Raw genomic sequence first — 22,472 nt, forward strand, 5'->3', positions numbered from 1 at the left:
GGTGAGCCGTACGGTCATGCTGACCTGCATCATGGGCGCCGTGGTGGTGAAGGGCGCCCTCACACCGCTGGTCGCGATCCTCGGTGACCGGTACGGGCGGCGCCCGCTGTGCCTGACGGGCTGCACCGCCGCCGCACTGTGGATGTTCCCCATGGTCGCGCTGCTGTCGACCGGCGAACCCCTGCTGATGTTCCTCGGCTTCCTGGTGGCGATGCTGGCGTTCGTCACGATGTTCGCCGTCATCGCCGCGTACCTCCCGGAGTTGTACGAGCCCCGGGTGCGCTGCACGGGCGCGGCGGTCGGTTACAACCTCGGCGGGGTGCTCGGGGGCGCCCTGACGCCGATCGTCGCCACCGCCGTGGCAGAGGGAGGACGGGTGCCGTGGGGTGTGGGCGCCTATCTGACCGGGATCGCCCTGCTGAGCCTGGGCTGCTTCGCCCTGCTGCCGGAGACGCGACCGGTGCCGACGGCCCGGGTCGAGGCGGCGGAGGCCACCGCGGGGTGAACTCGGGTGCCACCGCTGCCGGTGCTGCCCGTGCTACGGGTTCACCGCCAGCTCCAGGTACGCCGCGAACAGCACCAGATGGACGCCGCCCTGCAGCGGTGTGGCGCGTCCCGGGACCACGGTCAGCGAGGCCACGACGACGGTCAGGGCGAGCAGCACCATATGGGTGGAGCCGAGGCCGAGGACGAGCGGTCCGGAGAGCCAGATCGAGGCCAGGGCGACGGCCGGGATGGTCAGGCCGATGCTGGCCATCGCGGAGCCGAGGGCGAGGTTGAGGCTCGTCTGGACCCGGTCGCGGCGGGCCGCGCGCAGGGCGGCGATGGTCTCGGGAAGCAGCACGAGCAGCGCGATGATCACACCGACGACCGCGTGCGGCAGGCCCGCCGCCTCGACACCGGACTCGATCGTGGGCGAGACGCCCTTGGCGAGGCCGACCACGCCGACGAGCGCCAGGCCGAGCAGTCCGAGGCTGATCTTGGCGGTGCGGGCCGTCGGCGCCTCGGCGTGGTCGTCCGTGGTGATCACCTCGCCGTGCCGGGTGATCGGCAGGAAGTAGTCCCGGTGGCGCACGGTCTGGGTCGCCACGAACAGCCCGTAGAGCATCAGTGAGGCGAGGGCCGCGAAGGTGAGCTGGGCCGTGGAGAACTCCGGGCCCGGCTTGCTGGTGGTGAAGGTGGGGAGCACCAGGCTGAGCGTGGCCAGTGTCGCGACCGTGGCGAGAGCGGCGCCGGTGCCCTCCGGGTTGAAGACCGCGAGCCCGTGGCGCAGTGAGGCGACGAGCAGACACACGCCGACTATGCCGTTGCAGGTGATCATCACCGCCGCGAAGACGGTGTCACGGGCGAGGGTCGAGCTCTTGTCGCCGCCGTCGGCCATCAGCGTGACGATCAGCGCGACCTCGATGATCGTGACGGCGACGGCGAGGACGAGGGAGCCGAACGGTTCGCCGACCCGGTGCGCGACGACCTCGGCGTGGTGGACGGCGGCCAGTACGGCTCCCGCGAGCACCAGCGTCACCAGGGCGACGACCGCCGCGGGCAGATCACGTCCCCAGGTGAGAGCGAGCAGGACGACCGCGGCCACCGGAACGACAGCGGTCCATCGCGTCGTGAGCGACCGGAGTCGAACGAGCATGCGGTGATCCTTCCAGACGCGATGGGGCCCCGCACGCCGGTCGACGCCTTGCGGCTGCGTCTTTCGGTCGTGCGGGGCCCCATCAGTGATCGCTGTGCGGTGTCGGCCTCCGTCAGGCCTCGATGCTGTCCTTCTCGGTGCCTTCGGCCTTCTCCTGCTCGACCTCGGCCGCCGCCTGCTTCTTGGACGCGATCAGGCTGGTGATCGTGGTGACGACCAGGACCGCGCAGATCACACCGAGCGAGACCGGGATGGAGATCTCGGGGACGTGTACCCCGGACTCGTGCAATGCGTGCAGCACTAGCTTCACCCCGATGAAGCCGAGGATGACCGACAGGCCGTAGGACAGGTGGACCAGCTTCTTGAGCAGGCCGCCGATCAGGAAGTACAGCTGTCGCAGGCCCATGAGCGCGAACGCGTTGGCCGTGAACACGATGTACGGGTCCTGGGTCAGGCCGAAGATCGCCGGGATCGAGTCCAGCGCGAAGAGGACGTCCGTGGTGCCGATCGCGAGCATCACGACCAGCATCGGCGTCATGACGCGCTTGCCGTTCTCCTCGATCCACAGCTTGGTGCCGTGGTACCGGTCGGCGACTCCGAAGCGCTTCTCGACGGCCTTGAGGAGCTTGTTCTCCTCGTACTCGCCCTCCGGCTCGTCGGCCCTGGCCTCCTGGATCAGCTTCCAGGCGGTGTAGATCAGGAACGCGCCGAAGATGTAGAAGACCCAGGCGAAGCTGGCGAGGATCGCGGCGCCCGCGGCGATGAAGATCGCTCGGAGCACCAGGGCTATCAGCACTCCGACGAGCAGGACCCGTTGCTGGTACTGCGAGGGCACCGCGAACTTCGCCATGATCAGGACGAAGACGAAGAGGTTGTCGACGCTCAGGGACTTCTCGGTGATGAAGCCCGCGAAGAACTCTCCGGCCGGCGCGCCGCCGGCAAAGACGAGGAGCCCGAGTCCGAACAGGGCGGCCAGGGCGATCCAGACGACCGTCCAGATTCCGGCTTCCTTGATGGACACGTCGTGGGGCTTGCGCCCGATGAAGAAGTCGACCGCGATGAGGGCGGCAAGGCCCAGAACAGTCAGGACCCAAAGGGTCGTTGAAACATCCACTGCGCCTCCGGCAGTACGTAACGGCAAATTTCAGCGTCGTCGCTACCGGAGGTCTCTTCCACCCGGTCCTCCAGGGCGTTCCACAACGCCTGGTGCCGCCGGGCCGACGCCCCGGGATCTGGATTGATCCGTATTGACGGGGACGCCGCAGCAAGTAGGGAGTACTCCCCTCCGCACCAGAAGAGTACCCAATCACCAAGAATAGGTAAAGGGTCAGGCAAAGAAAGTATCAAAAACGCTGGTCAGAGCGCTTTACGAGGTCTTGGTGCAAGGTGGACCCTCAGCGGTTCCAGGAGCGGCGGGCGTCCGCGACCTGGGTGAGCACGTGGTCCAGGACCCGGCTGCCGGGCGGAACGTGCGAGGGCTCGTACGTCCACGCGTGCCCGACCCAGGGGTCGGCGAGGTGGTCGTCGGGGGTGGGCGTCAGTCGCATCAGCGAACGCCACAGCGGGTCGAGCAACGGTCCGTAGGCGGCGGCGTCCTGCCGGTCGGCGATCATCATCAGATGGACGCCGACGGCCGGGCCCTCGTCCGCGAGATAGCGGAGCTGGGTCACGGCGCGGTCGTCGAAGCCGTGCGGGAAGTCGTTGACGATCAGCAGTTGCTCGGCCGTGTCGAAGCCGGGGGGCAGTGAGTCGGCCGCGCCGCCGCGCACCGCCATCTGTACGAGGTCGACGCGCTGGGTGAGCCGCCCCAGGACGTCCGAGACGCCCGCGGCTCCGGCGGCGGGCGGTCCGGCGAGCACTCCGGACCGCACCAGCGGTGCGAGCGCGGACGAGCCGGCCCCGGCCGGGTCGACGACATGCACCGTGTACTCGCCCGGCGGATGGACCGCGAGCAGCCGGGCAGCGAGCTCCACCGCCATGTCCACCGCGAGGCGCCGCAGTTCCTCGGAGTCGACGAGCGAGTCGCGGGAGCCCGAGCGGCCGCTGTCGATCCACAGGCCGCGCTCCAGCGGCAGCCGGACCAGCATCGGGATGCGCACGTCCTCGCTCTCCGGGAGGTGGAGGTCGCCCAGGCGCAGGGCCATGGGGATCTCCATCGGCACTCGGTAGCCGTGCCAGACCGGGTTGTCCCAGCTCGCGTACGGCGGGGGCAGCGCCGGCTCGACGACGTCGGCCTCGGCCCGGAGCTGAGCGAGGTCCCGGTCGAGGGCGGCCCTGGCCTGGTCGACGAGCTCGGCGTGTTTGGCGCGGGCGGCCTCGCGCGCGGCGTCGCCCTGACCGCCGATACGGCTGCGCGGGTCGGAGAGGACCTTGTCCAGCTCCTGTTCCATGCGCGATTCGGCGAAGTCGACGGCGCTGCGGTACGCGGCCGTCGTGCGGGCGAGGTCCTCGAACATGCCCCACACCTGGTTGTAGAGCCGCTCGTCCATGGACCAGCCGGTCGCGTCGCCAGCGACGGGCTGAGCGGGCTGCCCCGGCCGGGCCGGGGGCGCGGTCGGCGGGGGCGTCGGCGGGGCGGTGGTCTGCCGCCCGGGGTGGGCGTAGTTGACGGGGCCGCCGGCCGTGGGCGCCGCGGGCTGGGTACCGGTGGACGGATCGGCCGGTGCGGGGCCCCCGTGCTGCGCCGCCGCGTGATCGGGCCGGGTGGCGTCCTGGGGGCCGGGGGCGTCGTACGGCGAGGTCGGGTGGTGTCCTTGCGGCGGCGAGGTGTTCCCGGCGGCGCCCTGCGGCGCCGTACCGCCGTGGGGCTGGTCGGGGCCCGGAGCGGGTGCTGCGGTCCGGCGGGGGCGGTCCGCGCCGGCCGGCCGGGGCGGGGGTGCCGCCACCGAGCGGGCCAGGCCCTGGATCACGGCCTCCTGGATACTGCCGGCCAGCTGCCCGGCCTCGGGCAGGCCCTGGTCGGTGAGCAGCTCCGCGAGGCCGCCCGCATAGCCCTGGCCGACCGCGCGGACTTTCCAGACACCCTGCCTGCGGTACAGCTCAAGGGCTACGACGGCGGATTCCGCCGCCAGATCGGTGATGGTGTAGCTGGCGACCTCGCTGCCGTCGAGGCCGGTGACCGCGACAAAGGGGGCGGCGACGGTGCCGAACCGTGCGGGGCCACCGCTGCCGGACGGCAGGGCGAGCAGCACGGTGACCCGGTGCACCGATGGTGCCAGGGCAGCGAGGTCCACGGCGAGGCGATGGTCGGCCGCCGCCTGTTGGGAGACCTCGATGCCCGGCAGGGTGGGCGCGCCCGGGTGGGCGACCCACTCCACGCCGTGCACCCGGCCGTGCTCGTCGCCCAAGGTGGCGCCGGCCACGATCGGCGTGCCGGCCGAGACGCGGATCTCCAGTCGGACCTCGGGCAGCGGATGGTTCTGCCCCCGGACCAGCTCGGCCGTCATCGACTTCGTCCCCCCGTGTCGCGTGCTGTGTGGTGCGTCCGGCTGCCTACAGGACCGGCAGGATCGCCGGCATCAGGTCCTGGAAGGTGCGGCCGTTTGCGGGCGTGCCGATCGCGGTCATCTGCCAGCCCGTGCCCGCGCGGTGCACCTTGGCCATGATCTGGGCCGTGTACTGGCCGCCGCCCGCGAGCGTGTAGCGCGCCAGCTCCTGGCCGTTGGTCTCGTCCACCAGACGGCAGAACGCGTTCTGCACTTCCTGGAAGGTCTGCCCCGTGAAGGAGTTCACGGTGAAGACGATCTGGTCGATGTGGACCGGGATCCGGGCCAGGTCCACGAGGATCGCCTCGTCGTCGCCGCCCTGGCCGACGCCGCCGACCAGGTTGTCGCCGGTGTGCCGGACAGAGCCGTCGTCGCTCACCAGGTGGCGGAAGAAGACGACGTCGACGGGCTGCTTGTCCGCGAACAGCACCGCGGAGGCGTCGAGGTCGATCTCGCGGGTGCGGGACCCGAACAGGCCGCGCCGGGGGGCAGCCTGCCAGCCGAGACCCATGCGCACCGCGGTCAGACTGCCTCCGTCGGACTTCTGCAGACTGATGGCCTGACCCTTGGTCATGTTGACGGTCACGCGCTGTTTCCCCTCTCGAACTGTCCCCTGTTGCCGCGGAGTCCGCGGATGTTCAGCACCTTACGCAGCGGCACCGACAATGCCGCAGTCGGTGTCGCGATTTGTGTCGGTCTTGCAACACAGCGCGCCCGCGCCGGGACACACCTCCTCCCCCGGCGCCCACCGGGGCCGTCAGGCCAGGCCCGCTTCCTTCATCTGCCGCAGTTCCTTCTTCATCTCGGAGACCTCGTCGCGCAGCCGGGCGGCGATCTCGAACCGCAGATCGGCGGCGGCGGCGCGCATGCGCTCGGTCATCTCCTCGATCTGCTGGGCGAGTTCGGCGGCGGGGCGGTCGGTCGGGACGGTCTCCTCGGCCTGGCCCTTGGCGGACTTGGCCGTCTTGCCACCCAGGGAGGGGACGGGGGCCTTGGCTCCCTTGCCGTCCTGCCCCTTGCGGTAGCCCGTGCCGAGCAACTGCTCGGTGTCGACGTCCTCGCGGGCGATCTGCGCGACGATGTCGTTGATCTTCTTGCGGAGCGGCTGGGGGTCGATGCCCTTCGCCTTGTTGTACGCGACCTGCTTCTCCCGGCGGCGGTTGGTCTCGTCGATGGCCTTCTCCATCGCCGGGGTGATCTTGTCGGCGTACATGTGGACCTGGCCCGACACATTGCGCGCCGCGCGGCCGATGGTCTGGATCAGCGAGGTCCCGGAACGCAGGAAGCCCTCCTTGTCGGCGTCCAGGATCGCCACCAGGGAGACCTCGGGGAGGTCGAGGCCCTCTCTGAGGAGGTTGATGCCGACCAGGACGTCGTAGTCACCGGCGCGCAGCTCGCGCAGCAGTTCGACGCGGCGCAGGGTGTCGACGTCGCTGTGGAGGTAGCGGACCTGGATGCCGAGCTCCAGGAAGTAGTCGGTGAGGTCCTCGGCCATCTTCTTGGTGAGGGTGGTGACCAGGACACGCTCGTCCTTCTCGGTGCGCTTGCGGATCTCGTGCACCAGGTCGTCGATCTGACCTTCGGTGGGTTTGACGACGACCTCGGGGTCGATCAGGCCGGTGGGGCGGATGATCTGCTCGACCTGGCCGTCGGAGCGGGAGAGCTCGTACTGCCCGGGGGTCGCCGAGAGGTAGACCGTCTGTCCCACGCGCCTCTGGAACTCCTCCCACTTCAGGGGACGGTTGTCCAGGGCGGACGGCAGCCGGAAGCCGTGGTCGACCAGAGTGCGCTTGCGGGAGGCGTCGCCCTCGTACATCGCGCCGATCTGGGGCACGGTGACGTGGGACTCGTCGATGACGAGGAGGAAGTCGTCCGGGAAGTAGTCCAGCAGCGTGTTCGCCGGGGAGCCGGGCTCGCGGCCGTCGAAGTGCATCGAGTAGTTCTCCACGCCGGAGCAGGAGCCGATCTGGCGGAGCATCTCCAGGTCGTACGTCGTGCGCATCCGCAGACGCTGGGCCTCCAGGAGCTTGCCCTGCTTCTCCAGCTCGGCGAGGCGCTCGCCCAGCTCCTTCTCGATGTCGTTGACGGCCCGCGCCATGCGCTCGGGGCCGGCGACATAGTGCGAGGCGGGGAAGACGTACAGCTGCTGGTCGTCGGTGATGATCTCGCCGGTGAGGGGGTGCAGGGTGGAGAGCGCCTCGATCTCGTCGCCGAACATCTCGATCCGGACGGCCAGCTCCTCGTAGACCGGGAAGATCTCGATGGTGTCGCCGCGCACGCGGAAGGTGCCCCGGGCGAACGCCAGGTCGTTGCGCGTGTACTGGATGTCCACGAAGCGTCGCAGCAGCTCGTCCCGGTCGAGCTCGTCGCCGACTCTGAGCGGGACCATGCGGTCCACGTACTCCTGTGGCGTACCGAGGCCGTAGATGCAGGAGACCGAGGCGACCACGATGACATCGCGCCGGGTGAGCAGTGAGTTGGTCGCGGAGTGGCGCAGGCGTTCGACCTCCTCGTTGATCGAGGAGTCCTTCTCGATGTAGGTGTCCGACTGCGGGACGTAGGCCTCTGGCTGGTAGTAGTCGTAGTACGAGACGAAGTATTCGACCGCGTTGTTCGGCAGGAGCTCACGGAACTCGTTGGCCAGCTGGGCGGCCAGCGTCTTGTTCGGCGCCATCACCAGGGTGGGGCGCTGGAGCTTCTCGATCATCCACGCGGTGGTGGCGGACTTGCCGGTGCCGGTCGCACCGAGCAGGACGACGTCCTTCTCACCTGCTTCGATGCGCTTGGCGAGGTCGGCGATGGCCGTGGGCTGGTCGCCGCTGGGCTGGTAGGAGCTGACGACCTCGAAGGGCGCCACCGTGCGTTCGATCTTGGAAACGGGCCGCATGCAATCCACCGTACGACCCCGCACTGACAACGGGCTCCGGTCAGCGGTTCTGCGGGGTGCGGGAACGCCGCTCGCGGTGCTCCCGATCGGTGCGGGGCTCCTGGTGCCGGCAGGTGTGCGCGGTGGCCTGGGCCGGGATGCCGGGCCGCCGCTCGACCGGGTTCCCGTGGAACCTGCCCATGATCATGAATGGGTCGAACATGACGACGACGCCCGCGAGGAGCAGGAAGACCAGTGGGCCGATCATCAGCGGGGCGAGCATGGTGGCCGACGAGGAGTCGTCGGCCAGGGCGGCCGCGGCTCCGCTGTGCAGGTGGACGCTGAGTGCGGCCATGCCCGTGTAGTGCATTCCGCTGACGGCGATCCCCATGACGAGGCTGGCGCCCACGCTCCACAGGAAGCCGCGGACCTGTCCGGCGGCCCACAGGGCGGCGGTCGCCGCCACGACGGCGATGACCACCGAGGCGGCCACGGTGAGGGTGTTGTACCCGAGGGTGCCGTTGAGGCGCATCCCGGCCATGCCCAGATAGTGCATGGACGCTATGCCGAGGCCGGTGATGGTGCCGCCGGTGAAGAGCGCGGCCCCGGTCGCCGCCTTGGAGCCGACCATGAAGATCCCGATGCCGACCATGACGATGGCGACGGCGAGGCTCGCGAACGTGGTCAGCGGGTCGTAGTGGACCGGGGTCTGTAGAACCTTGAACCCCATCATCGCGACGAAGTGCATGGTCCATATGCCGGAGCCGATGGCCGTCGAGCCCAGCGCGAGCCAGCCGATCCGCCAACGGCCGTCGACGAGCATCGATCTGGTGGTGCAGCGCAGGCCGAGCGCACCCCCGAGGCAGGCCATGAGATAGGCCGCCACCGGTGTGACGAGTCCGTAGCTGAAGCCGTCGACCGTGCCCTGCATTCGCGGCTGCCTTTCCCGCCCTGTCGCGTCCCTGGAATCCCTGCGATGCCCCCACCCCAGGCCGCCACAACGGTCAGGGTTGTCGCAGAGAGTATGACCCCCACCGGAATGGTCGAACGATTTTCCGGCAAAGAAACACGCCCTTGCCCCACTTGTGCGGCGCCCGTGAGCGGACTTGGGCAACTCCATTCAATTAATGGCCATCCTGCACCCTCCTGCCGTTGACCCTCTGCTGTCACTCTTGAGCTGACCGTGATCGATCGACGCGAGGAGTACGCATGCGCGTGCGCGCAGTTGCCGCGACCACCGCGTTCATGGGAGCCGCCGCGCTCCTGCTCCCCAACACCGCCGCCCACGCGGCCCCCGCCGCCGACAATCCGCTGGTCGTCGCGCACCGCGGAGCCTCCGCCTACGCGCCCGAGAACACCCTGGCCGCCGTCGACAGAGCCGACGAGATGGGCTTCGACTGGGTCGAGAACGATGTGCAGCGCACCAAGGACGGCAGGCTCGTCATCCTCCATGACGCGACGCTGGCGCGCACCACGGATGTGGAGGAGCTCTATCCGGAGCGCGCACCGTGGAACGTGGCGGACTTCACCGCCGCGGAGATCGCGCGCCTGGACGCGGGCAGCTGGTTCGGCGGCGACTACGCGGGCGCGCGCGTGCCGACGCTGGAGCAGTACATGCGGCGTGTGTCACGCAATCACCAGAAGCTCGTCCTGGAGATCAAGAACCCCCAGCTCTACCCCGGCATCGAGCAGCAGACCCTGAAGGTGCTCGGCAACGAGGGCTGGCTCGGGCCGGCGCACCTGAGGAAGCTGGTGATCCAGAGCTTCAGCGCCGACACCGTACGCCGGGTCCATGCGCTGCGCCCGGCGGTGAAGACCGGCGTCCTCGGTACCCCGGACATCGCCGACCTGCCCGAGTACGCGACTTTCAGCGACCAGATCAACTCGTCGTACACGACCATCTCCGAGTCCTATGTCGCCACGATCCATGCGCTGGAGGGCCCGCACGGCAAGCCGTTGGAGATCCTCACCTGGACCGTGAACGACGCGGACAACGCCCGTCGGGTGGCGGCGTACGGCGTGGACGGCATCATCACCAACAAGCCGGATGTGGTCAGGGAAGCCACCCAGAACTGACGGAGCGGCCTCGCCCGTGGCGTGCGCTTTCGAGGCGGAGCGCACGCCCCGGGCGTTGTCAGTGGCGGGCCGTACGGTGGTCGCATGAACAGCCATGCGCAGGACGAGCAGCAGGTCGTGTGGGCCGTCGTCGGCACGGACATCGGCCCGCTGCTGCTGGCCGCGACGGACGACGGCCTGGTCAACGTCGTGTTCCACGCCACGGACGCGGTGCGTGACCAGGCGCTCGACCGGCTCGCCTCCCGCCTCGGCACCGCGCCCGTCGAGGCCCCCCGCTCCCCTCAGCTGACCGAGGCGATACGGCAGGTCGAGGCGTACTTCGCGGGCGAGCGGCGCGACTTCGAGCTGCCGCTGGACTGGTCGCTGATCTCCGGCTTCAACCGCCAGGTGCTCCGGGAGCTGGCGTCCGGCGTCCCGTTCGGCTCGGTCGTGGGCTACGGCGACCTGGCCCACCGGGTGGGGCAGCCGGGCGCGGCCCAGGCGGTAGGCGTCGCGATGGGGTCGAATCCGCTGCCGGTGGTGGTGCCGTGCCATCGGGTGGTCGAGAGCGACGGTGGCATCGGGGGGTTCGGCGGTGGGCTGGAGACCAAGCGGAAGCTGCTGGCACTGGAAGGGGTGCTTCCGGAGCCCCTGTTCTGAGGGGCCCTGTGCGGTGTTGTTCTGAGAAGCCGGTGGGTGGCCTGTGCGCGACCGTGCGTGGCCTTTGCGTGGGCGGGGCGGTGGACGGCGACCTCTGCTCCACGAATCGGTCACCGGCCCACGTTCCGGTACGTGCAGGCTGGCCGGAAACCGCTCGCGGCAGCGGACTCCGCCGTGCGCACTACGGCCTCTTGCCCACCGTCTCACCCTCTCCTCGTTACTCGTAGTGCCGAGCCTCGAAGACGTTGCCGTCCGGGTCGCGGAAGTAGAAGCTGCGCCGGGCCATGCCGCGTGCCCCGAAGGAGTCGTACGAGAAGTCCGAGACGGGGACCGCCCGTTCCTCCAGACGGGTGCGCAGTTCGTCGAAGCGGTCGCCGGGCAGGGCGAGGCAGATGTGGTTGACGGGGTGGCCCGCGCTGTCGGCGGCGCCGGGGACCATCTTCATGCGCTCGGCCATGGTGAGGGGCATGAGGTCGAGGATGGTCTCGTCGTTCAGGCGTACGGAGGGGAAGGAGACCTGCCCCGCGGCGTATTCGGTGATCCTCAGGGGCGCCAGGCCCACGGCCTTCTCGTAGAAGTCGGCCGCGGCGATCGGCTCCCGCACCCAGAGGACGACATGGTCGAGACGTGTCGTGTTGTCCGTCATGCACCCAGGCTGGTGTCCCGCACCACAGGCCGCAAGGGTTTGGCCGGGTGCTCCTTCCGCCAGGGATGAGGGAAGAACGACAGACAGGAGACAGGCTCGTGCTGGTGGTGTCCGAAGAGGTGCGGGAAGCGGTCGACGCGCGTCGACCCGTGGTGGCGCTGGAGTCCACGATCATCGCGCATGGGCTGCCCCGCCCGCGCAATCTGCAGGTGGCGCTGGAGCTGGAGGACGTCGTACGGCAGGAGGGCGCCGTACCGGCGACGATCGCCGTGCTCGACGGACGGCCCCACATCGGCCTCGGCAAGGAGCAGTTGGAGCGGGTCGCGAACGACGACGGCATCCGCAAGCTCGGTCACCGGGACCTGCCGCTCGCGGTGGCCTCGGGGGCGAGCGGCGCGACCACGGTGTCGGCGACCGCCCAGCTGGCCGCCCTGGCGGGCGTACGGGTGTTCGCGACGGGCGGGCTCGGGGGCGTGCACCGGGAGTGGACGGTGACTCAGGACGAGTCCGCCGACCTGGGGCTGCTCGCGCGCACCCGGATCACGGTGGTGTGCGCGGGCGTGAAGTCGATCCTGGACGTGCCGGCGACCTTGCAGCGCCTGGAGACGCTGGGTGTCGCCGTCGCCGGGTACGACACGGAGCGCTTCCCCGGCTTCTATCTGTCCGACTCGGGCCATCCGGTGGAGTGGACGCTCCGGTCGCCCGGTGAGGTCGCGGACGTGATGCGGGCGCAGGACGCGCTCGACGGCCCGGAATCGGCGCTGATCGTCGCCAACCCCGTGCCCGAGGACGAGCAGCTCGACCCCGAGCTGCACGCGCGCGTGCTCGCCGAGGCGTTGCAGGCCTGCGAAGCCGCGGGCGTCACGGGGCAGGCGGTCACACCGTTCCTGCTGAGCCATCTGGTGCGGCACACCGACGGCGCCTCCCTGACCGCCAATCTGGCGGCGGTACGGGGCAATGTACGGCTCGCGTCGCGGATCGCGGCGGCCTGGGCCGGGGCCTGAGGTGGCACCGCGGGGCGCGGACGCACCGGGCGAGGGTGTGACCGGGCTCGGCGGTGCGGCAGGCGGGGTCGGGGGTGCGGCAGGCCGGTTCGGGGGTGCGGCGGGCGGGGCGCTGCTTGTGGTGGGTGACGTGGTCACGGATGTCGTCGCGCGGCACCGCGGGCCGCTGGCGCCGGGCACGGACACGGCCTCCGTGATCCGGACGCTGCCGGGTGGGGCGGGCGCCAACGTGGCCTGCTGGGCGGCCCATCGAGGATGTGCGGACGTGCGGCTGCTCGGGCGGGTGGGGACGGACGCGGTCGCGTGGCACGAGCGGGAGCTGCGGGCTTCGGGGGTGCGGCCCCGCCTCGTCGTCGATCCGGAGGCGGCGACGGGGACGGTGATCTGCCTGGTGGACACGGGCGACGCGGCCGAGCGCACGTTCCTCACGGACAGCGGCGCCTCGCTGCGGCTGGACCCGGACGACTGGTCGCCGTCGCTGCTCGACGGGGTCGCACGGCTGCATCTGTCGGGTTATCTGTTCTTCTCCGAGCCGAGCCGCGCCCTGGTTGCCGTGGCCCTGGAGTCGGCACGCGCGCGTGGGGTGCCGGTGAGCGTGGATCCCGCGTCGGCGGGGTTTCTCACTCGGCTGGGCGTGGACCGTTTCCTCGCGCTCGCCGAGGGGGTCGACGTGCTGCTGCCCAGCCGCGACGAGGCGTATCTGCTGACCGGGCTGCCCGATCCGGCCGACGCGGCGGCCAAGCTGAGCCGCCTCGTTCCCCTGGTCGTCGCCAAGCAGGGGGCCGACGGTGCCCTGATCGCCCGTGGGGGCCGCGTCGAGTCCCGGATTCCGGCGGCCCCCGCCACGCCCCGCGACACCACCGGCGCGGGCGACGCCTTCACCGGGGCGTTCCTGGCCGCGCTGCTCGCGGGCGCGGAGCCCGAACAGGCGGCGGCCGAGGGATGCGGGGCGGGGGCGCTGGCGGTGGAGAAGGTGGGCGGGAGGCCGCCGGCGGCCGGCTGAGACCCGAGGCGTCGACCGTGCGGCGGAGCACCCCGCCACCGGGCACGCCCCGTCCCCCACCCCTTCGGGCCGCTACGCCTTCCGTCCCCACGCCGAGATCAGCGGCGGGGCGGCGATGTCCGTCGCTCCCGAGGCCACGTTGGCCAGATGCCGGTCGATCTCCTCGGCCGTGGCGAGATTCGCCGTGACTAGCGCTTCACGGAGCCGGTGCATGGTCGTCGACTCCAGCGCGGCGCAGGCTGGGGAGGCCACGGGGAAGTACGCGTCGGCCGCCACACCGCGCAGGCCCGCCGCGCGCAGCAGGCGCGGGAGTCTGCGGCCGTACGCCGGGTCGACGCCGCGTTCGGCGAGCAGGGCGCCGACAGCCTGGCGGAGCCGGTTGGCCAGCTGGTGGTCGGGGCCGGATTCCTCCAGGCAGGCCAGGGGCTGGAGGGCGGGGTCGGCGTCCTCGATCAGGAGTCGTCCACCGGGACGCAGGGCGTCGATCATCGACAGCAACGCCCGCTCCCGGTCCGACGCGTGCACCAGGGCCAGCCGGGCGTGGACGAGGTCGAAGCCCTCGCCCGGCGGCTGGTCGACGCCCACGTGGTGGACGAGAGCCTCGACCGGCGGGCGGGTGACCGAGGGGACGGCCCACGAGATGTCGGTGCCGGTCGCCATGACCTTGCCGGTCGGTCCGACTTTCTTGGCGAGCCAGGAGACCACGGAGGTGCCGCCCGCGCCGACCTCCCAGCAGCGCCAGCCGGACCCCAGGCCGAAGCCCTCCATGTGCCGGAACGTCGTGCGGTCGAAGAGCGTGGCGAAGGCGTCGGAGCGCTGCCCCGTCTCGGCCTGCCGGTGGTCGAGGAGATACTCGTCGGTTCGCATCATGTCGCGATCATCCCATTTAACCGACTTATCACTAATAACGACTCTCCCGCAGTCCAAGTGAAGCGGAGCGTTCCGTTCCCACAGCCTTACCCGGCACTCATTCGGCCCTGGCAAACTGGCGCGACAGGCACGAAGACGGTGCGAGGAGAGCCACTCAAGGAGAGCCAGATGTCCATGGCAGGGAATCTGCGGAAGGTCACGGGCCTCGACAAGGTCGGCGGACTCCGCAAGATGGCACGGCTGGCCCGGCGTCGTCCCCGCGTCGACCTCAGCCATCCGGCCCGCTCCCCGTTGGGCACCTCCGTGGTGAACTGCGTGACGTACCACAAGGGCGTGCGCACCCCCGGCGGCCGCGATGTCATCGAGGCGGTCAAGCAGGTCCGCAAGCACGACCACGGCTTCGTCTGGCTCGGCCTGCACGAGCCGACGCAGCGCGAGTTCGCCGGCATCGCCGAGCTCTTCGACCTGCACCCGCTGGCGGTCGAGGACGCGGTCGAGGCCCATCAGCGCCCGAAGCTGGAGCGGTACGGCGACACGCTGTTCGCGGTGTTCAAGACGGTCTGCTACGTCGAGCACACCGAACTGACCGCGACCAGCGAGGTGGTGCACACCGGCGAGATCATGGTCTTCGTCGGCCCCGACTTCGTGATCACGGTACGGCACGGGCGGCACGGCTCACTCGGCCCGCTGCGCGAGGAGGTGGAGTCGAACCCGGAGCAGTTGGCCAAGGGACCGGCCGCGGTGCTGCACGCGATCGCGGACCATGTGGTGGACGACTATCTGAACGTCACGGACTCGGTGCAGACGGACATCGACCAGGTCGAGACCGAGGTCTTCGCCGCGAACGGCGCGCGCGTCGACCCCGGCCGCATCTACCAGCTCAAGCGCGAACTGCTCGAACTGAAGCGGGCGGTGGCCCCCCTCGCCCGCCCGCTCCTTGAGCTCACCTCACGGCCGATCCGCGTGGTCGACCCGGAGATACAGGCCTACTTCCGGGACGTCTCCGACCACTTGCTGAGGGCGACCGAGCAGATCGCCGCGTTCGACGAACTGCTCAACTCGATCCTGCAGGCGCACCTCGCGCAGGTCAGCGTCGCGCAGAACGAGGACATGCGGAGGATCACGGCGTGGGCGGCGCTCATCGCCGTGCCGACCATGGTGTGCGGGGTCTACGGCATGAACTTCGAGCACATGCCCGAGCTGCACTGGAAGTTCGGCTATCCGCTGGTCCTGGGTGTCATAGCCACCGGCTGCATCACCCTCTACCGGGGCTTCAAGCGCAACGGCTGGCTCTGACTCCAAGGCCGGCGGACAACCGGACCGGCGGACCGACGGCAGGGAGAGAGCGGGGGATCGACCGGGTCAATGCGTCACGGCGTCAGTGCGTCGCGCTCTTCGCATAGACGCTCTCGGCCCAGGAGGCGATCTGGTCGTCCGACAGATGGTGGGCCAGGTCGGCCTCGCTGATCATGCCGACGAGACGCTTGTTCTCGATCACGGGGAGCCGTCGGATCTGGTGCCCCTTCATCTCCTGGAGCACCTCGCTGATGTCGGCGTCCGCCTCGATCCAGCGGGGTGTGCCCTTGGCCAGCTCGCCCGCCGTGGTCTTCGACGGGTCGTGGCCCTGGGCGACACAGCCGACGACGATGTCGCGGTCGGTGAGGATGCCGCAGAGCCGCTCGTTCTCGTCGCTGATGGGGAGCGCTCCGACGTTCAGCTGGCGCATCAGCTGGGCGGCGCGGTCCAGGGTCTGGTGGGCGGGGATCCACTGGGCGCCGCGGTGCATGATGTCTCCGGCGGTGGTCATGTAGTACCTCCCGGTGCCGGACGGCCGGCGCGGCGCCGGACGCACCGCTAGTCCCGGCGCCCTACATTCTTGCCGCGCCCGGCGTTCGGCGCACCCGGGAGGACACCCCCGCCCCGCGCCGGACGCGACCCCGTCAGCCGCCCCACGCCGGGTGACGCGGATCGTCGGCGCGTACGAGGACGTCGGCGATGCCGGCCGGGTCGGTCTCGGCCTCGTAGCGCTCGAAGGCGGGGAGTGTCCAGTGCTGGCTCTCGGGGGTGCGGCGGCGCAGGGCTCCCGGGGAGAGGAGGACGTGGAGGGTCAGATCGAAGGGGAACCAGTGTTTCAGGAGGAGGGGGCCGTGCGTCAACAGGATGGCGCCGGGCGGGAGTTGGACGTAGGGGCTGCGGGTCGCGCGGTCGGTGGCGGGGTCCCAGAGGTCGGGCAGGACCCGGCCCGTGCCGCCGGGGTCGAGCGGGCCGAAGACCTCGCGCCACAGGGCTGCGGTGTCGAACCAGCCGTCGTAGTAGGCCTCCACGTCCTCGTGGCCGTATTCGAGACGGAGCGACGCCGGCCGGAGGAAGCCCTCGGTGCCCACGACGAGCGAGGACCGGCCGCGTACCCGCAGCGCCTCACAGACGCGGGCGGCGAGGTCGCCCGGGCGGGCGGCCGGGGCGCCGTCGAAGGCGATGCGCGGCCAGGGGGAGCCGTCGTCGGGCTTCAGGTCGAGGATGCGGTCGGCGAGGAGGTCGCCGAGCCGTTCCCAGGTGATCGCTTCGAATCGCACACCGCCCATGATGCCGCGCGCCACGAACCGTGCCCGAGCCGGCCGGGAGGCCGGTGCGACGGTCACGTGACCATGCGGCCACCAGGGGGAATGAACCGCGTATGGCAGCGCTCGCTACTCCCCCGCCCCGTACCGGACTTGTCGTCGTGCAGGCGCTCAGGAAGAAGCACTGCGCGGAGTGCCGGAGCGGCCCGGTGGCGCTGCTCGTGCTGGAGGAGGGGGCGCCGCGCTGTCTCGACTGCGCGGACCTCGGACACCTGGTGTTCCTGCCCCGGGGTGACACCGCGCTCACCCGGCGGGCCAGGGAGGGGAGTTCGCTTTCAGCCGTGGTCGTACGGTTCAACCGGCGCCGGAGCCGGTACGAGCGACAGGGCGTCCTGGTCGAGGAGGCGGTGCTCGCCCGGGCCGAGGAGCGGTGCCTGGCGGACGCCGAGGTACGGCGGCGCCGCCGGACGCGGGACGCCCGGCGGCGGGCCGCGGAGGACGTGCGCTTCACGGACGCGTTCGCCGCGGAGATCCTGCGGCTGTTCCCCGCCTGCCCGGCGGAGCGGGCCCGGGAGGTCGCCGCCCACGCCTCGGTGCGCGGGAGCGGCAGGGTCGGCCGCAGCGCCGCGGGGCGCGCACTGACGGAGATGGCGGTCACCTCCGCGGTCATCGCGTCCGTACGCCATGTGGACACGCCGTACGACCGGCTGCTCATGAGCGGTACGCCCCGGTACGAGGCGCGGCGGCGGATCGCGGGGGTGGTGGAGACGAGGCTGCGGGAATGGCGGACGGCGGGATGAACGGGCGCGGGGCCCGTCGCTGGACGGTCGCACGTGGCCCGCGCGTCTCGGCCATGGTGACGGTGGCTGTACGGCTGTTCACTTGTGGTGACGGCAGGAGGAATGCAGGATCTCTGGTTTCGGGGGAAAGAGGTGGGAGCGGACATGATCGACGGACCGTACTTCGTACTGACGGTGCTTGGTTTGCTCGGGACAGCGGTCGTGGCGGGCGTGTTCTGCGGGTTCTCCACGTTCGTGATGAAGGGGCTCGCCTCGTTGCCGCCCGCGCAGGGGGTGGCGGCGATGCAGGCGATCAATGTCAGCGCCCTGACTCCGGCATTCATGATCGTGTTCGTCGGTACGGCGGTGCTGTGCGCCGTGCTCGCCGTCGTCACGTTCGTGCTGTGGCCGGACGAGGGCACGGTGGAACTGCTCCTGGGCAGCGCGCTGTACCTGTTCGGCTGCTTCGGGGTCACGATGGTGGCGAACGTGCCGCGCAACGACACGCTCGCCAAGCTGGACGCCGGCACCCCGGAGGCCGCCGCGTACTGGCGCACATACGTGAGCGAGTGGACGACGTGGAACCACATACGGGCGGTCGCCTCGGCCGCCGGGGCCCTGTCGTATCTGCTCGCGCTCGCCTGAGGCGGTCACGGCGGGCGCGTCGTATCGTGGCGGGAAGAGAGTGCCGCCCGAAGGCGTACGGCCTCATGCCTCACGCCGAACCGAGTCCGCTGGTGTACGGCCGCGCCCGGCCGCGCACGCCCGACGTGAGGGAGACGGCCATGGCCGATCCCAAGGGTTTCCTGACCACCCCACGCGAGGAGTGGCCCCGCCGACCCGTGGAGGAGCGGGTGCGGGACTGGAACGAGGTGTACGTTCCCGGGGCGCTCCTGCCGATCATCAGCGAGCAGGCCGACCGCTGCATGGACTGCGGTATTCCGTTCTGCCACGACGCCTGTCCGCTGGGGAACCTGATCCCCGAGTGGAACGACCTCGTGTCGCGGGAGGACTGGCGGGCGGCGAGCGACCGGCTGCACGCAACGAACAACTTCCCCGAGTTCACGGGGCGGTTGTGTCCCGCGCCCTGCGAGGCGGGGTGCGTGCTGGCGATCAACCAGCCGGCGGTGACCATCAAGAACGTCGAGGTGGCCATCGCCGACCGGGCCTGGCAGGACGGGCTCACACCGCCGCGCCCGCCCGACCGGCTGTCCGGCAAGACCGTCGCCGTGATCGGCTCCGGGCCCACCGGGCTGGCGGCGGCGCAGCAGCTGACGCGGGCCGGGCACACGGTCGCGGTGTACGAACGGGCCGACCGGATCGGGGGGTTGCTGCGGTACGGGATACCCGCGTTCAAGATGGAGAAGCGGCATCTGGACCGGCGGCTGGAGCAGATGCGGGCGGAGGGCACGAAGTTCCGTACGTCGACCGCTGTGGGGACGGACCTCGGGGCTGCGGAGTTGCGGGCGCGGTACGACGCCGTGGTGATCGCGACCGGCGCCACCGCCTGGCGGGAACTGGACGTGCCCGGGCGGGAGTTGGTGGGCATCCACCAGGCGATGGAGTATCTGCCGCTGGCCGACCGGGTGTGCGAGGGGGAACTGGAGGTCTCGCCGCTGTCGGCCGCCGGGAAGCATGTCGTGATCGTCGGGGGTGGTGACACGGGGGCGGACTGTCTGGGGACGGCGGTGCGGGAAGGGGCCGCGTCCGTGACCCAGTTGGACATCTATCCGCTGCCGGAGCAGGAGCGCGACGAGGACGTCGATCCCTGGCCGACGTATCCGAAGGTCTACCGGCTCTCGGCGGCGCACGAGGAGGCGCGCGACCTGGAGACGGCACCGGCGGCGGACGCGGACGCGCGGCTCTTCGCGGCCTCCACGCTCCGCTTCGGCGGGGACGCGGCGGGGCACGTACGGTCGTTGCACCTGGTCGAGGTGGACGAGCGGCGGCGGCCCCGGCCCGGTACCGGGCGGACGCTCCCCGCCGACCTCGTCCTGCTCGCCCTCGGCTTCTCCGGGCCGGACCGCCACGACGGGCTCATCGACCAGCTGGGGCTGGCCCTCGATCCACGCGGGACCATCACGCGTGGGCCGGACTTCGCGACGAACGTCCCCGGCGTGTACGCCGCCGGGGACGCCGCCCGTGGGCAGTCCCTCGTCGTCTGGGCGATAGCCGAGGGGCGCTCGGTGGCCGCCGCGGTCGACCGCCGGTTGACCGGAACGGAGGGGCTGCCGGCGCCGATCGGGCCGTACGACCGGCCGATGACCGCGTAGACCGTAGTCCGTGTCGTTCGCGCGACGTCCCCGCCGGCGTTGGACCCGGCCGCCGAGGTTCAGCGCTCGTCCGTGCCGGCCTTCTTTCCGGTGGACAGGGCGATGCGGTTCCACGTGTTGATGGTGAGGACCAGGGCCACGACGTGGGCCAGTTCGGTGTCGTCGAAGTGGGCGGAGGCCTCGGCGTAGACGTCGTCGGGGATGCCTCCGTCGGCGACGAGCGTGACCGCTTCGGTGAGGGCGAGGGCCGCCTGCTCACGGGCGGTGAAGAAGTGCCGGGCCTCGCGCCACACCGGGATCAGGTGGAGCCGGTCCTCGCTCTCACCGGCCTTGCGGGCGTCGTTGGTGTGCATGTGGAGGCAGTAGGCGCAGCGGTTGAGGTGGGAGGCGCGGATCTGGATCAGTTCGACCAGGGCCGGGTCGATGCCCTCGCGGGCCGCCGCGTCGAAGCCGATGAGGGCGCGGAAGACCTTCGGGGCGGACTTCGCGAAGTCGAGACGCGGGGAGGCGGCCTTCGCGTTCGTCGTGGTGTCCGTTGTCGTGTGCGTCGTCGCGTGCATCGTGTTCGTCGTCATGACCATGAATCTATGAGACGGAAAGACCTGTCATAGGGTGCATTTTCATGGTGAATTCGTGGGTCAATTCGGCGGAGCGGATCGGGGCCGATCTGCATCTCGAAGTGTCGGGTTCGGGTGGGCGGCGGGCGGCGCTGATCCGGGCGCTGCGGGACGCGGTGCGTGGTGGCCGGCTCGCTCCCGGTACCCGGCTGCCGCCGTACCGATCGCTCGCCGCGGATCTGGGCGTCGCCCGCAACACGGTCGCCGACGCGTACGCGGAGCTGGTCGCGGAGGGCTGGCTGACGGCTCGGCAGGGGTCGGGGACCCGGGTCGCCATGGGGGTACCTCCCACGCTGCTCGGGCAGTGGGGGAGGGCTGAACCGCTGGGCGCGCCCACGCGCGTTCCCCGTACGGCACATCCACGCGCGCGTGGGACACGGCACGACCTGCGGCAGGGCACACCGGACGTGTCGGCGTTCCCGCGGGCGGCATGGGCGGCGTCGTACCGCAGGGCCCTGACGCAGGCGCCCAACGAGGCCTTCGGACCGGGTGACCCGGCGGGCCGGGTCGAGCTCCGTGAGGCGCTCACCGAATATCTGGCACGCGTGCGTGGAGTGCGGACCGAGCCGTCGCGGATCGTGATCTGCTCCGGCTTCGCGCACGCGCTGCGGCTGCTGTTCCACGGCCGGGTGCTGCGGGGGCCGCTGGCCGTGGAGTCGTACGGTCTGGCCTTCCACCGTGAGCTGCTGGCCGCGGCCTCGGTGCGGACCGTTCCGCTGCCGTTGGACGAGGACGGTGCCCGGGTGGACGGGCTGGAGCGGGAAAGGGCCGTTCTGCTCACGCCCGCACACCAGTTCCCCACCGGTGGGCCGCTGCATCCCGCCCGGCGTGCCGCCGTCGCCGACTGGGCACGCGCGCGTGGCGGCCTGATCGTCGAGGACGACTACGACGGGGAGTTCCGCTACGACCGCAAGCCCGTCGGGGCCGTGCAGGGCCTGGATCCCGAGCGGGTCGTGTACATCGGCTCGGTCAGCAAGAGCCTGTCGCCGGCGCTGCGGCTGGGGTGGATGGTCCTGCCGCAGCGCTACGTCGGCGCCGTGCTGGAGGCGAAGGGCGAGCGGGAGGCGTGGGTGAGCGTGCCGGATCAGTTGGCGCTCGCGGACTTCGTCGCCTCCGGGGCGTACGACCGTCATGTACGGCGGATGCGGCAGCGCTACCGTGCGCGGCGCGACCGGCTGGTCGCCGCCCTCGCCGCGCACGCGCCGCACATCGAGGTCACCGGGATCGCCGCCGGGCTGCACGCCGTGCTGCGGCTGCCGCCCGGGACGGAGCGGTCCGCCGTGAAGGCGGTGGCCTGGCGGGGCGTCGCGCTCGACGGCCTGGCCGCCTTCCGGCACCCCGAGGCGACGGACGCCGCCCCGGACGGACTCGTCGTGGGCTATGCGACGCCCCCGGAGCACGCGTACGGGGCGGCGCTGGAGGCGTTGTGCGGGGTGTTGCCGCCCAGGTGAGCGACGGTGTCACGGCCGGTCGGTGGACGGTCCGCGGATGGTCGGCCGACCATGACGCTCCAGGTGGCCGGGGGCGACTCCCGGTCGACAGAAAATCAACGGCGGTGGGATCCTTGAGCTCAGGAGGTATGTCACCGCTGCGGTCTTGGGTCCGCAGAATCCGGTGGTGGCCTGCCCCCATCCTTCGTTCCGTCGTCAGGCGTAGGGCCCCTCCCTCGCGTCCCCCCTGTTGGCGGCCGGTCCTGGAGGGTGCTCGATGACGACGCTCGACGAACGTCACGGAGAACACGGGGAACACGGGGAAGACGCGCCCGACGGGGCGCAGCCCTGGGGCGGCGGCACACCCGGTTCTCACGTCGTTTCCCTGACTCAGCCGTCGGCCTCGCTCCCCCTGCTCGCCGGTTCCAAGGCCGCGCATCTCTCGCGAGCGGCTCGGGCGGGGCTGCCGGTGCTGCCCGGGTTCGTGATCCCGTACGTTCCGGAGCGCGGGGACGATCTCGACGGCGTACGCGGCCCTGACGGCACGCACGGCGCGCACGGCTCGTACGGCGTGCACGGCTCGTACG

At 71.0% G+C, this 22,472-nt stretch carries 22 protein-coding genes; 11 read left to right on the top strand and 11 right to left on the bottom strand.

The annotated features are described in order from the left end of the window. Positions 1–505, top strand: a 505-nt coding sequence (locus I8N67_RS36990; RefSeq protein WP_200308670.1) for an MFS transporter, incomplete at its 5' end; no start/stop codon positions are given. A 33-nt stretch (positions 506–538) separates the two neighbouring features. Here I8N67_RS36990 and I8N67_RS36995 read toward each other — a convergent pair. The 6 genes from I8N67_RS36995 to I8N67_RS37020 form a co-directional block, all read right to left on the bottom strand. Next, the gene (locus tag I8N67_RS36995; RefSeq protein ID WP_200308671.1) at positions 539–1,639 is read right to left on the bottom strand and encodes a calcium:cation antiporter; all 1,101 of its coding nucleotides are present in this window, start codon (positions 1,637–1,639) and stop codon (positions 539–541) included. 112 nt (positions 1,640–1,751) lie between these two features. Further along, on the bottom strand, positions 1,752–2,753 hold the full coding sequence (locus I8N67_RS37000; protein WP_200308672.1) for a TerC family protein: 1,002 nt from the start codon (positions 2,751–2,753) through the stop codon (positions 1,752–1,754). Positions 2,754–3,033: 280 nt separating this feature from the next. After that, the gene (locus I8N67_RS37005; protein WP_200308673.1) at positions 3,034–5,085 is read right to left on the bottom strand and encodes a TerD family protein; all 2,052 of its coding nucleotides are present in this window, start codon (positions 5,083–5,085) and stop codon (positions 3,034–3,036) included. Between the two features lie 46 nt (positions 5,086–5,131). Beyond that, positions 5,132–5,710, bottom strand: a complete 579-nt coding sequence (locus I8N67_RS37010; RefSeq protein WP_200308674.1) for a TerD family protein — start codon at positions 5,708–5,710, stop codon at positions 5,132–5,134. A gap of 171 nt (positions 5,711–5,881) precedes the next feature. Beyond that, a complete protein-coding gene (uvrB, locus tag I8N67_RS37015; protein ID WP_200308675.1) occupies positions 5,882–8,011 on the bottom strand; it encodes an excinuclease ABC subunit UvrB in 2,130 nt (709 codons plus the stop codon). Positions 8,012–8,051: 40 nt separating this feature from the next. Then, complete coding sequence (locus tag I8N67_RS37020; RefSeq protein ID WP_200308676.1) at positions 8,052–8,921, bottom strand: MHYT domain-containing protein; 870 nt, start codon at positions 8,919–8,921, stop codon at positions 8,052–8,054. 278 nt (positions 8,922–9,199) lie between these two features. On the opposite strand from I8N67_RS37020, the gene I8N67_RS37025 reads away from it, so the two are divergent. Further along, positions 9,200–10,066, top strand: coding sequence for a glycerophosphodiester phosphodiesterase (locus tag I8N67_RS37025; RefSeq protein ID WP_200308677.1), 867 nt, complete (start codon positions 9,200–9,202; stop codon positions 10,064–10,066). A gap of 84 nt (positions 10,067–10,150) precedes the next feature. Continuing rightward, positions 10,151–10,705: a methylated-DNA--[protein]-cysteine S-methyltransferase gene (locus tag I8N67_RS37030; RefSeq protein ID WP_200308678.1), complete on the top strand. Its 555-nt coding sequence runs from the start codon at positions 10,151–10,153 to the stop codon at positions 10,703–10,705. 217 nt (positions 10,706–10,922) lie between these two features. Here I8N67_RS37030 and I8N67_RS37035 read toward each other — a convergent pair whose 3' ends face one another. After that, the gene (locus tag I8N67_RS37035; RefSeq protein ID WP_200308679.1) at positions 10,923–11,351 is read right to left on the bottom strand and encodes a VOC family protein; all 429 of its coding nucleotides are present in this window, start codon (positions 11,349–11,351) and stop codon (positions 10,923–10,925) included. 65 nt (positions 11,352–11,416) lie between these two features. Between I8N67_RS37035 and I8N67_RS37040 the strand changes: the two genes are divergently transcribed. Both I8N67_RS37040 and I8N67_RS37045 read left to right on the top strand, forming a co-directional pair. Then, the gene (locus tag I8N67_RS37040; RefSeq protein ID WP_200308680.1) at positions 11,417–12,355 is read left to right on the top strand and encodes a pseudouridine-5'-phosphate glycosidase; all 939 of its coding nucleotides are present in this window, start codon (positions 11,417–11,419) and stop codon (positions 12,353–12,355) included. Between the two features lie 112 nt (positions 12,356–12,467). After that, on the top strand, positions 12,468–13,358 hold the full coding sequence (locus I8N67_RS37045; protein ID WP_200308689.1) for a carbohydrate kinase family protein: 891 nt from the start codon (positions 12,468–12,470) through the stop codon (positions 13,356–13,358). A 72-nt stretch (positions 13,359–13,430) separates the two neighbouring features. On the opposite strand, the gene I8N67_RS37050 is transcribed toward I8N67_RS37045, so the two are convergent. Next, positions 13,431–14,228, bottom strand: a complete 798-nt coding sequence (locus tag I8N67_RS37050; protein WP_200308681.1) for a methyltransferase domain-containing protein — start codon at positions 14,226–14,228, stop codon at positions 13,431–13,433. 168 nt (positions 14,229–14,396) lie between these two features. On the opposite strand from I8N67_RS37050, the gene I8N67_RS37055 reads away from it, so the two are divergent. Beyond that, positions 14,397–15,524, top strand: a complete 1,128-nt coding sequence (locus I8N67_RS37055) for a magnesium and cobalt transport protein CorA (RefSeq protein WP_200308682.1) — start codon at positions 14,397–14,399, stop codon at positions 15,522–15,524. A gap of 82 nt (positions 15,525–15,606) precedes the next feature. Here the strand turns inward: I8N67_RS37055 and I8N67_RS37060 are convergent, their stop codons facing one another. Continuing rightward, positions 15,607–16,035 (bottom strand): CBS domain-containing protein, encoded by a 429-nt coding sequence (locus tag I8N67_RS37060; protein ID WP_200308683.1) that lies wholly within the window; start codon positions 16,033–16,035, stop codon positions 15,607–15,609. A gap of 133 nt (positions 16,036–16,168) precedes the next feature. Beyond that, on the bottom strand, positions 16,169–16,810 hold the full coding sequence (locus tag I8N67_RS37065) for a nucleoside/nucleotide kinase family protein (protein ID WP_200308690.1): 642 nt from the start codon (positions 16,808–16,810) through the stop codon (positions 16,169–16,171). A 92-nt stretch (positions 16,811–16,902) separates the two neighbouring features. Here I8N67_RS37065 and I8N67_RS37070 point away from each other — a divergent pair, with 92 nt between their 5' ends. The 3 genes from I8N67_RS37070 to I8N67_RS37080 all read left to right on the top strand — a co-directional run bounded on the left by I8N67_RS37070 (position 16,903) and on the right by I8N67_RS37080 (position 19,838). Further along, the gene (locus I8N67_RS37070; protein ID WP_200308684.1) at positions 16,903–17,586 is read left to right on the top strand and encodes a DUF2293 domain-containing protein; all 684 of its coding nucleotides are present in this window, start codon (positions 16,903–16,905) and stop codon (positions 17,584–17,586) included. Positions 17,587–17,730: 144 nt separating this feature from the next. Next, positions 17,731–18,210 (top strand): anthrone oxygenase family protein, encoded by a 480-nt coding sequence (locus I8N67_RS37075; RefSeq protein WP_200308685.1) that lies wholly within the window; start codon positions 17,731–17,733, stop codon positions 18,208–18,210. Between the two features lie 140 nt (positions 18,211–18,350). Continuing rightward, complete coding sequence (locus tag I8N67_RS37080; RefSeq protein ID WP_200308686.1) at positions 18,351–19,838, top strand: glutamate synthase subunit beta; 1,488 nt, start codon at positions 18,351–18,353, stop codon at positions 19,836–19,838. Positions 19,839–19,897: 59 nt separating this feature from the next. Here the strand turns inward: I8N67_RS37080 and I8N67_RS37085 are convergent, their stop codons facing one another. Beyond that, complete coding sequence (locus I8N67_RS37085) at positions 19,898–20,419, bottom strand: carboxymuconolactone decarboxylase family protein (RefSeq protein ID WP_200308687.1); 522 nt, start codon at positions 20,417–20,419, stop codon at positions 19,898–19,900. 41 nt (positions 20,420–20,460) lie between these two features. Between I8N67_RS37085 and pdxR the strand changes: the two genes are divergently transcribed. After that, positions 20,461–21,906 carry a MocR-like pyridoxine biosynthesis transcription factor PdxR gene (pdxR, locus tag I8N67_RS37090; protein WP_200308688.1) on the top strand — a complete coding sequence of 482 codons (1,446 nt, stop codon included), beginning with the start codon at positions 20,461–20,463 and terminating at the stop codon, positions 21,904–21,906. 256 nt (positions 21,907–22,162) lie between these two features. After that, positions 22,163–22,472: hypothetical protein (locus I8N67_RS37095; protein WP_234046890.1), on the top strand; the 310-nt coding region annotated here is incomplete at its 3' end.

The sequence above is a fragment of the Streptomyces adelaidensis genome, assembly GCF_016598475.1.
GTDB classification, from domain to species: domain Bacteria; phylum Actinomycetota; class Actinomycetes; order Streptomycetales; family Streptomycetaceae; genus Streptomyces; species Streptomyces adelaidensis.